Here is a 6615-nt window from a genome sequence, read left to right as displayed (position 1 = left end):
GCACAGCGCGAGCGCGGCCGCCGGGCGGCGCGCGGCGCCCGCGCTCGCGCTCGCGCTCGCGCTGTGCACAACGAAAGTCACCCCGAACCGCGGCGATCCGTGGTTCGGGGTGACCGTCGTTGTGCGAGCGGGTCGCCGAGGTTCCGGTCAGCCGATGAAGGCGCCGGCCCCGTAGTCGTCGTAGTTCGAGTACGAGCTCCCCATCGAGGCGAACGCGAACAGCCCGATGATCCAGAGGATCCACACGCCGGTCATCACCCAGCCGGCGATGACACCGGTGAGCGCCAGGGCGCGCCCGCTCTCACCGGTCTGCTTGATGCGGCCGAGGGCGAGGTGGCCGAGGATCGCACCGGCGGGGCCGAGCAGGATCGCCATGAAGAACAGCGGGATGGCCCCGAGGCCGAACACGATGGACAGGATCGCCAGCGTGTTGGTCTTCGGGCGCTGTGCGTAGGGCTGGTAGCCCGCGGCCGCGTAGGGGTTCTGCTGGCCCGGGGCGGCGTACGGGTTCTGCTGGCCCGGGGCGGCGTACGGGTTCTGCTGGCCGGGGGCCGCGTACGGGTTCTGCGGCGCGGCGTAGGGGTTCTGCTGCTGCTGCGCGCCGTAGGGGTTCTGCGGCTGCTGCGCGGCGTACGGGTTCTGCGGCTGCTGCGGCGCCGCGTACGGGTTCTGCGGTGCGGCGTAGGGGTTCGAACCCTGCGGGGCGCCGTAACCCGGGTGCGCCTGCTGTCCGGACTGCCCCCACGGGTCGTTCGGCGCTGCCGACGGTGCCTCGGGAGCGGACGCGCCGTACTGCTGCGGCTGCCCGGACTCGGGCTGGGCCGCACTCGACGGCACCGACGATGCGGTGCTGTCCGGCGTCTCGCCCGGCTTCGGCCACTGGTTCTGATCGGACACCGTCCACCCCTCTCGGCGCCACGGTCGTCGGCGCCTCGTGTGAATCCTCCCACAGACACTCCCCTGCGGGCCGGACGCGAGCACGACGCAGACCGGACGCGGAACGGCGTCGGCCCGCGAGCGTCAGACCTGGACGGTCGTCACGGGCAGCGTCGAGTCCGCCGCGATCCCGAGGTCGCTCGGCGCGTGCCCCTCGGCGACGAGCCGGGCGCCGATCGCCGCGATCATCGCCCCGTTGTCCGTGCAGAGGTCGAACGGCGGGATCCGGAGCTCGACACCGGCCGCAGCACAGCGCTCCTCGGCGACGGCCCGCAGCCGGGCGTTCGCCACGACGCCGCCGCCGAGCAGGAGCCGGTGCACGCCGGTGTCCGCGCACGCACGCAGCGCTTTGGTGAGGAGCACATCGACCACGGCTTCGCGGAAGCTGGCGGCGACGTCGGCCACGGGGACCTCGCGCCCCTCGTCACGGCAGCGCTCGACCCACCGGGCGACGGCGGTCTTCAGTCCGGAGAACGAGAAGTCGTAGCGGTGCGCGGCCATGTCCTTCGGCAGCGTCAAGCCGCGGGGGAAACGGATCGCGGTGGGGTCGCCGTCCGCCGCGGCCTTGTCGATCTGCGGGCCGCCGGGGTACGGCAGCCCCAGGAGCCGCGCGACCTTGTCGAACGCCTCGCCCGCGGCGTCGTCGATCGTCTCGCCGAGCAGTTCCACGTCGCCGACGAGGTCCTGCACGAGCAGCAGCGACGTGTGCCCGCCGGACACCAGGAGCGCCACCGTCGGCAGGTCGATCTCGGACCCGTCCGACCGGAGGACGTCAGCACCGACGTGCCCGACCAGGTGGTTCACGCCGTACAACGGCTTACCCGTCGCCACTGCGAGGGCCTTCGCCGCGCCGACCCCGACCATGAGCGCCCCGGCGAGGCCCGGCCCCGCGGTCACCGCCACGGCGTCGAGCTCGTCGAGGGTGACGCCGGCCTGCTCGAGCGCAGCGGTCAGCGTCGGGGTCATCGCCTCGAGGTGGGCCCGTGCGGCGACCTCGGGGACGACGCCGCCGTACCGCGCGTGCTCCTCCATGCTCGACGCGATGACGTTCGCGAGCAGGGTGTTGCCGCGCACGATCCCGACGCCGGTCTCGTCGCAGCTCGTCTCGATGCCGAGGACGAGTGGTTCAGCCATCGAGGGCCTCCTGTCCGATGGGGCCGACGCCGGACGGCCCGACGCTGGGAGCCGTCGCGAGCTCCGCCCGCATCACCCACGCGTCCACGCCGTCGGGCTGGTAGTAGCGGGGGCGGACGGCGATCCGCTCGAACCCGAACGCCGTGTACATCGCCTGGGCCACGGGGTTGTCGGCGCGCACCTCGAGGAAGACCTCGTGCACGCCACGCCGCCGCGCCTCGTCGAGGAGCTCGGTGAAGAGCACCCGACCGATGCCCTTCCCCCGCTGGTCCGCCGCGACCGCGATCGTCTGGACGTCCGCCACGGGGTTGCCCGCCAACGAGGAGAGCCCGGCGTACCCGACGATCGTCGGCGCCCCGCCCTCGGTCGTCTCGACGACGACGTAGTACCCGTGCGGCGAGTACAGCTCCCCGGACATCTGCGACGCCGACCAGGCATCGGTCGGGAACGACGCGTGCTCCAGCCACATCACGTCGTCGAGGTCCTGCGGGTGGGCGCGCCGCAGGCGCAGCCCGTCGGGCAGCGTCACTGCTTCACCCGCTTGGGCGCACCCGGCATCGTGACGTCCGGATCGCGGAGGTAGAGGGGCGCGTCCTCGGCGAAGGGCGCGCCGGAGGTGAGCCGGTCTGCGGCGAGCGCGCCGAGCCTCCAGGCCGGGATGGACAGGGCCGTCACGCGGTCCCAGCCCACGGCTTCGGGCCAGGAGGCGCGGATCGCCTCGTCGAGGTCCGCCGGCTTGGCGAGTCCGGGACCCGCGACGCGCGCGCCGGTCTGGTCGTAGGCGCTCCAGTAGACCTCGCGCCGACGCGCGTCCGTCAGGACGACGAACGGACCGGGTCCGTCCTGATCGGCCGCGACCGCGTCGTGGCTGACCAGCGGGAAGAAGGGGACGCCGCGTGCCGCGGCGAAGGTGCGAGCTGCGGCGATGCCGACGCGGAGGCCGGTGAACGGCCCCGGCCCCATGCCGGCGACGACGCCCGAGACATCGGCGGGGGTGATGCCGGCCACGTCGAGGACCTCGGCGAGGAACGGGCCGATGACCTCGGCGTGGCGGCGGCTGTCCTCGGTGCTGCGGGTCGCGAGGGCCTGCCCGCTGCCCGGGTCGACGACAGCGACCGAGGTTCCGGCGGAGGTGTCGATCGCGAGCAGCACGGTCCCATCGTATGACTCACAGCAGTGCCGTCTCAGCATGGGCGACTTAGCATATGTTGCATTTCACACAATTGCGAAGGATGTTCATGAAGAAGCGCTCCACCCTCACCGCCTGCGTCATCGCAACCCTCGGCACGTCGATCGCGATCGCTCCCGCCACCGTGGCGATGGCCGCTCCGGCAGCTCCGGCTTCCACGTCGTCGTCCTCGACCGCGGCGTTCGGCAACGGGTTCCGCATCACCTCGTCCACCGACTACGAACGAGGGACGGACCTGACCATCACCGGGACGGGTGCCAGGGCGCACCAGGACGTCTCGCTGTGGGTCGACGGCAACCTCGAGCTCTCCGTGGCCGCGGACGACGAAGGCGACTGGGAGTTCACCGTCCCCGGTCGGTTCACCACCGTGGACAGTCTGACCTACCAGTTCCGCAGCGGCCTCCAGAACTCGATCACCGAGACCTTCACGGCAGCCGACGGTCCGGTCCTCGGAGGGTTCAAGCTCACCTCCGCGACCACCTACGAGCGCGGGGAAGACCTGGTCATCGCCGGCCGGGGCGCGATCCCCCACCAGAGCGTCACGATGTTCGAGAACGGCAACCTCGCGCTCTCCGTCGCCGCAGGTGCCGAGGGTGAGTGGGCGTTCACCGTCCCCGGGCGGCTCACCACGGCGGACAGCCTGACGTACGAGTTCCGCACGGGCTACAACAAGTCGTTCACGCAGAAGTTCACCGCGGAGGACGGCCAGATCATCCCGTCGTTCGCCCTGACCTCGGGCACGACCTACGAGCGCGGCGAGGACCTGGTCATCACCGGCAAGGGCGCCAGCGCCCACCGAGACGTCACGCTGTGGGCCGGCAAGAACCCGGCCTTCTCCGGGCAGGCCGACGAGGACGGGAACTGGCAGGTCACCGTTCCGGGCCGCGTCACCGGTGCGGACGAGCTCGAGTTCGAGTTCCGCAGCAACCTCCAGGAGTCCTTCACCCAGAAGTTCACCGCCTCCGATGGCATCGTCACGCCGCACATCACGATCACCTCGGCGACCGAGTACGAGCGAGGTCAGGCGTTCACCATCGCCGGGACCACCACGCAGCAGGTCACCGCGATCCAGGTGCGGGCCGGCTCGGACATCCCGTTTTCGCCCCTGGTGGACGCCGAGGGCAACTGGTCCTTCACCATCCCCGCGGGCGCGCCGATCCTCGACGAAGACTCGTTCGACTTCCGCTTCGTCGCCCGTGACAAGTCCCTCGAGCAGACGTTCACCGCGGCCGACGGGCTCATCACGCCGAAGATCACCATCACCTCGGCCACCGAGTACGAGCGTGGCGAGCAGTTCACCGTGACCGGCACGACCACCCGCCGCGTGAACAGCATCCTCGTCCGCTCGGAGGGCAAGGTCATCGGCGGACCGGTCGTCAACGAGGCCGGCGAGTGGTCCTTCACCACCCCGGGGAAGTTCACCGGTGTCGACGAGGACTCGTTCGACCTCACCTTCGTCGCCGGCAAGGACGAGCTGACCGAGACGTTCACGGCGGCGGCGACGCCCGCTCCGGCGAATGAGGTCACAGTGGCGACCAAGACGTTCGTGCAGGGCGAGAAGCAGCGCATCGAGGGAACGGCCGCGCCGAAGGCCCGCGTCGACATCTACTCCGGGTCGAAGTACCTGATGCACGTGACTGCCGGCGAGGACGGCACGTGGTCGTACACGACCGGTGGCGCGATCACCGGTGACACGTTCACGCGGACGCTCAAGTCCGCGGGAGCGAAGGACCTCACGTTCACGCTGACCGCGGCCGAGCAGATCTCGGTCACCACGAAGACGTTCGTGCAGGGGCAGAAGCAGCGCATCGAGGGAACGGCCGCGCCGAAGGCCCGCGTCGACATCTACTCCGGGTCGAAGTACCTGATGCACGTGACTGCCGGCGAGGACGGCACGTGGTCGTACACGACCGGCGCAGCGATCACCGGTGACACGTTCACGCGGACGCTCAAGTCCGCGGGAGCGAAGGACCTCACGTTCACCCTGAACGCCGCCGAGCAGGAGCAGACGGCGCCGATCACGGTCGCGACCAAGACCTTCGTGCAGGGGCAGAAGCAGCTGATCGAGGGCACGGCCGCGCCGAAGGCCCGCGTCGACATCTACTCCGGGTCGAAGTACCTCATGAACGTGACCGCCGACGAGGCGGGGAAGTGGTCCTACACGACCGGCGCCGCCATCACCGGCGACACGTTCACGCGGACCCTCAAGTCCGCGGGAGCGAAGGACGTCACCTTCACCCTGAACGCGCAGTAGGCGCGCCGACAGCACGGATCGGGAGGCGCGGATCACGCGAGCCGGTCGGCTCACGTGATCCGCGCCTCCCGTCTGTACGCTCGTTCCCATGCCGATCCCGGAGACCACCGTCGCGCACCCGACCCCCTTCGTGGAGATCCCGCGTGGCGAGTGGTCGCAGCTCGCTCCGAAGGAGCACCTGTCCCTCACCGAGACCGAGATCGTGCAGCTGCGCGGTCTCGGTGACCGCCTCGACATGCAGGAGGTGCAGGAGGTCTACCTGCCGCTGTCCCGCCTGCTGACGCTCTACGCGGCGGGCGCACGGAACCTGCACGCGTCGACGTCGGCCTTCCTGGGTGACCGAGCCGGGCGGACGCCGTTCGTGATCGGTGTCGCCGGGTCGGTCGCCGTCGGCAAGTCGACCGTCGCACGACTGCTCCGCGAGCTGACGAAGCGCTGGCCGGACACCCCGCGCGTGGAGCTCGTGACCACCGACGGGTTCCTCTACTCCAACGCCGAGCTCGAGCGGCGCGGGATCATGGACCGCAAGGGCTTCCCGGAGTCCTACGACCGCCGGGCCCTGCTGCGCTTCGTGAGCCAGGTGAAGAGCGGCGCGACCGAGGTCCGAGCGCCGTACTACTCGCACCTCGTGTACGACATCGTGCCGGACGCCGAGATCGTGGTGCGACAGCCGGACATCCTCATCGTCGAGGGCCTGAACGTGCTCGCGCCGCCGGTGCACGGGCGCCTGGCGCTGTCCGACCTCTTCGACTTCACGATCTACGTCGACGCGAAGACGAAGGACATCGAGGCCTGGTACGTCGACCGGTTCCTCGCGCTGCAGGAAGAGGCCTTCGCGAGCCCGGACTCGTTCTTCCACCGGTTCGCCTCGCTCTCCCGGTCGGATGCCGTGCAGACGGCGACCGAGGTGTGGCGGGCGATCAACGAGCCGAACCTCATCGAGAACGTGTTGCCGACGCGCTCCCGGGCGACCCTCGTGTTGAAGAAGGCGGCGGACCACAAGGTGTCGTCGGTGTTGCTCCGCAAGATCTGACGCGCGGGGCGGCCGACGCCGCGGCGCCGCGGGCGTCAGATCTTGCGGAGCAACACCGACGACACCTTG

Annotated in this window: 6 protein-coding genes; 2 read left to right on the top strand and 4 right to left on the bottom strand. The window is 70.6% G+C overall.

Translation table 11 applies throughout. The features are described from left to right. Positions 1-147: 147 nt before the first annotated feature. The 4 genes from JSX79_RS18820 to tsaB all read right to left on the bottom strand — a co-directional run bounded on the left by JSX79_RS18820 (position 148) and on the right by tsaB (position 3222). A complete protein-coding gene (locus JSX79_RS18820) occupies positions 148-897 on the bottom strand; it encodes a DUF4190 domain-containing protein (RefSeq protein WP_229087536.1) in 750 nt (249 codons plus the stop codon). A 123-nt stretch (positions 898-1020) separates the two neighbouring features. Beyond that, positions 1021-2070: a tRNA (adenosine(37)-N6)-threonylcarbamoyltransferase complex transferase subunit TsaD gene (gene tsaD, locus JSX79_RS17870; RefSeq protein WP_071294740.1), complete on the bottom strand. Its 1050-nt coding sequence runs from the start codon at positions 2068-2070 to the stop codon at positions 1021-1023. Beyond that, positions 2063-2599: a ribosomal protein S18-alanine N-acetyltransferase gene (gene rimI / locus JSX79_RS17865; protein ID WP_229087535.1), complete on the bottom strand. Its 537-nt coding sequence runs from the start codon at positions 2597-2599 to the stop codon at positions 2063-2065. Before rimI ends, tsaD begins: the two co-directional genes overlap by 8 nt. After that, a complete protein-coding gene (gene tsaB / locus JSX79_RS17860) occupies positions 2596-3222 on the bottom strand; it encodes a tRNA (adenosine(37)-N6)-threonylcarbamoyltransferase complex dimerization subunit type 1 TsaB (protein ID WP_229087533.1) in 627 nt (208 codons plus the stop codon). The genes rimI and tsaB overlap by 4 nt, the downstream gene beginning before the upstream one ends. An 86-nt stretch (positions 3223-3308) precedes the next feature. Between tsaB and JSX79_RS17855 the strand changes: the two genes are divergently transcribed. After that, on the top strand, positions 3309-5513 hold the full coding sequence (locus JSX79_RS17855; RefSeq protein WP_229087531.1) for a hypothetical protein: 2205 nt from the start codon (positions 3309-3311) through the stop codon (positions 5511-5513). An 88-nt stretch (positions 5514-5601) separates the two neighbouring features. Continuing rightward, a complete protein-coding gene (coaA, locus tag JSX79_RS17850) occupies positions 5602-6546 on the top strand; it encodes a type I pantothenate kinase (protein WP_071295218.1) in 945 nt (314 codons plus the stop codon). Positions 6547-6615: the final 69 nt, after the last annotated feature.

It is taken from the genome of Curtobacterium sp. GD1 (assembly GCF_020882855.1).
GTDB lineage: Bacteria > Actinomycetota > Actinomycetes > Actinomycetales > Microbacteriaceae > Curtobacterium.
Note: the sequence above shows the minus strand (reverse complement) of the source record. Positions and strands in the feature narration are given on the sequence as shown.

Coding starts and splice junctions, on each gene's coding strand:
- JSX79_RS17855 (WP_229087531.1), top strand. CDS start 3,309: ATGAAGAAGCGCTCCACCCTCACCGCCTGCGTCATCGCAACCCTCGGC.
- tsaD (WP_071294740.1), bottom strand. CDS start 2,070: ATGGCTGAACCACTCGTCCTCGGCATCGAGACGAGCTGCGACGAGACC.
- coaA (WP_071295218.1), top strand. CDS start 5,602: ATGCCGATCCCGGAGACCACCGTCGCGCACCCGACCCCCTTCGTGGAG.